This is a genomic window from uncultured Mucilaginibacter sp., assembly GCF_937859865.1.
Lineage (GTDB): Bacteria > Bacteroidota > Bacteroidia > Sphingobacteriales > Sphingobacteriaceae > Mucilaginibacter_A.
Genome location: NZ_CALMAT010000094.1, coordinates 1 through 2,406 on the forward strand (window position 1 = coordinate 1; position 2,406 = coordinate 2,406).

1 protein-coding gene and 2 pseudogenes (1 of these 3 only partly in view) are annotated in these 2,406 nt (G+C 40.6%); 1 reads left to right on the plus strand and 2 read right to left on the minus strand.

Annotated features, from left to right (window positions below; all coding sequences use genetic code 11):
- Both Q0192_RS10040 and Q0192_RS10045 read right to left on the minus strand, forming a co-directional pair.
- Window positions 1-388 (minus strand): annotated as a pseudogene (locus tag Q0192_RS10040) (carbamoyl-phosphate synthase large subunit); the annotation flags it as partial.
- 112 nt (window positions 389-500) lie between these two features.
- Window positions 501-1,463: an energy transducer TonB gene (locus Q0192_RS10045; protein WP_299289349.1), complete on the minus strand. Its 963-nt coding sequence runs from the start codon at window positions 1,461-1,463 to the stop codon at window positions 501-503.
- A gap of 145 nt (window positions 1,464-1,608) precedes the next feature.
- Between Q0192_RS10045 and Q0192_RS10050 the strand changes: the two are divergent.
- Window positions 1,609-2,406, plus strand: a pseudogene (locus tag Q0192_RS10050) (M13 family metallopeptidase N-terminal domain-containing protein) (its annotated part continues 524 nt past the right edge of the window); the annotation flags it as partial.

Here is a 2,406-nt window from a genome sequence, read left to right on the forward strand (position 1 = left end):
CGCGGTTCTCTGTTTTTTCGATGGCGGCAATATCAACCCCAATGATTTTTACGCCGTATTTTTGCCAGATGCCGCGTTCTTCGGCTTCTTTGCACAGGTTTAAAGCTGTTTGTCCGCCCATAGTTGGCAGCACGGCGTCTATTTTTCGTTCCTGTAAAATCAGTTCGAGGCTATCGCAATTTAATGGCAGCAGGTAAACATGATCGGCGATGACTTTATCCGTCATGATCGTTGCCGGATTGCTGTTGATGATCGAAACTTCAATCCCTTCATCTTTTAAAGACAAAGAAGCCTGCGAACCGGCATAATCAAACTCGCAAGCCTGGCCAATCACGATGGGGCCGGAACCGATAATTAAGACAGAATTGATGGAGGTATTTCTGGGCATTGTGCTTTTTTTACGAGTATAATTTAAGCGCCGAGCCAGAATTTTCCTTGCTGATGGATAGGAAAATCCCGACTTGTTTGTCGGGATGCAAAGGTAGTTTTTTTGACGGGTTTTATCGGCCTAAAGTGAAATTTATTGGCATGGTATAAGCAACCCGTACCGGTACGCCATGCTGTATTCCCGGGTTCCATTTAGGCGATTGTTGTAATACCCTTACTGCTTCTTCCCCGCAACCACCTCCGATGTCGCGCAAAATTTTAAAATCTGACAGCTGGCCATCTTTCTCAACCGCAAAACTTACGATTACCCTTCCCTGTATCCTGTTTTTTCTGGCAGGCATAGGGTAGCGAATACTGCGTGAAAGGTAATCCCCAAAGCCCGTTTCTCCACCCCTAAATGTTGGTAATGCTTCTTTTACCATGTAATTTATTGTGTGTCCGTTTTCGTCGGTACTGGTTCCATTGATAAATTTTCCATCAGCATACTCTTCAATATAAGTCAATTTGTTCACAATACTTCCTTTCCATAAACCATCTCTTCTTCCGTCTTTTACACCACCTTCTTCTTCTATTCGTTTATAATTTTTGTCAAATACCTGATAATGGCCGTTCCCATTCTTAACCATTTCATTACCTAATGAATCAAAAACAGCTTTTACGGTTTGTCTGTCAAACCAAATTTTGTAATTATCATTAACATAAGCAATTACACGGTATAAATTTCCATTTGGATAATAATCATAAGTGTCTGCTGTTAGTTCCCCTATTTCGTATTTTGATACCTGCTTCCGTTTTTTATTCTGATAATAACTTATGCTTTCGCCTTCAAGGGTAATTGGATAAATAGTAGATGATTTGCCAACCATTTTCGTGTTCCCGTTTAAATAATACTCTAATACATTATACAAAACTGTTCCCGAGTCTGGTTCCCGAACAATTCGAATAAAATCAGCGCTATCTTTAACCGGAACATTTCGTCCGTCATTCTTTAAAAAATAAACGTTTTGTTTTTGTGCGAAACCATTCAACACAAAAAAACAGGCGATAAAAAAAGTATAGTAAAATTTAGGTTTCATAAAAAGGTTTTGCCTAAATATACATACTGTTTTTATCTTACAAAAAACGTCGGATTTTTTAATCAACATAAATTTTACATGCTAAAAGAAGTATCAGCCTACGGAAAAATAGTATGTTTGGATACATTGTTATTGTTTAATATTAATGAAAATTAAAACTACTCTTTTTATTACTTCCGGTTTGTTATCGGTTGTTTTATTGGCTTCTTCTCCCGCAAAAGCACAAATCAAAAAAGCAAACGACCCGGTTTATCAAAACCTCGATCAATCGGTAAAGCCCGGCGACAATTTTTTTGAATATGCAAACGGCGGCTGGATCAAGCAAAACCCGATTCCGGCGGCGTATTCCAGTTGGGGAATTGGTAATGTGGTAAGCGAAGATTTGCGCGACCGACTGAAAAAGATCAATGAAGATGCCGAAAAAGCTAACGCGCCAAAAGGCAGCAACACGCAAAAGATCGGCGATTTTTATTACAGCGGTTTAGATACGGTTACGATAGAAAAGCTGGGCATCAACGCCATCAAAACACCTTTAAACCGCATTGAGCATATTAAAACCAAGCAGGATGTTTTGGACGCGGCAGCTTATTTAACTACCATCGGCGTCCGTAATTTTATTGGAACAGGCGTTGGCCAGGATGCAAAAAACAGCGTAAAAATGATGCTGCAATTCCGGCAGGCTGGTTTGGGTTTGCCCAACCGCGATTATTATTTCAAAACTGATGCCCGAACCACTAAAATCAGGAACGATTATGCGCAGCAGCATATCCCAACCATGCTCAAGCTTTCGGGTTTAAATGATCCGGCTGCTGCCAATGCTGTTTTTACCATGGAAAAATCATTGGCCGATAGCAGCCGCACGCTGGTTGCCCTGCGCGATCAATATAAAAACTACCACAAAATGCCGGTGGCCAAACTGAACCAGTTAACGCCGAACATCAAC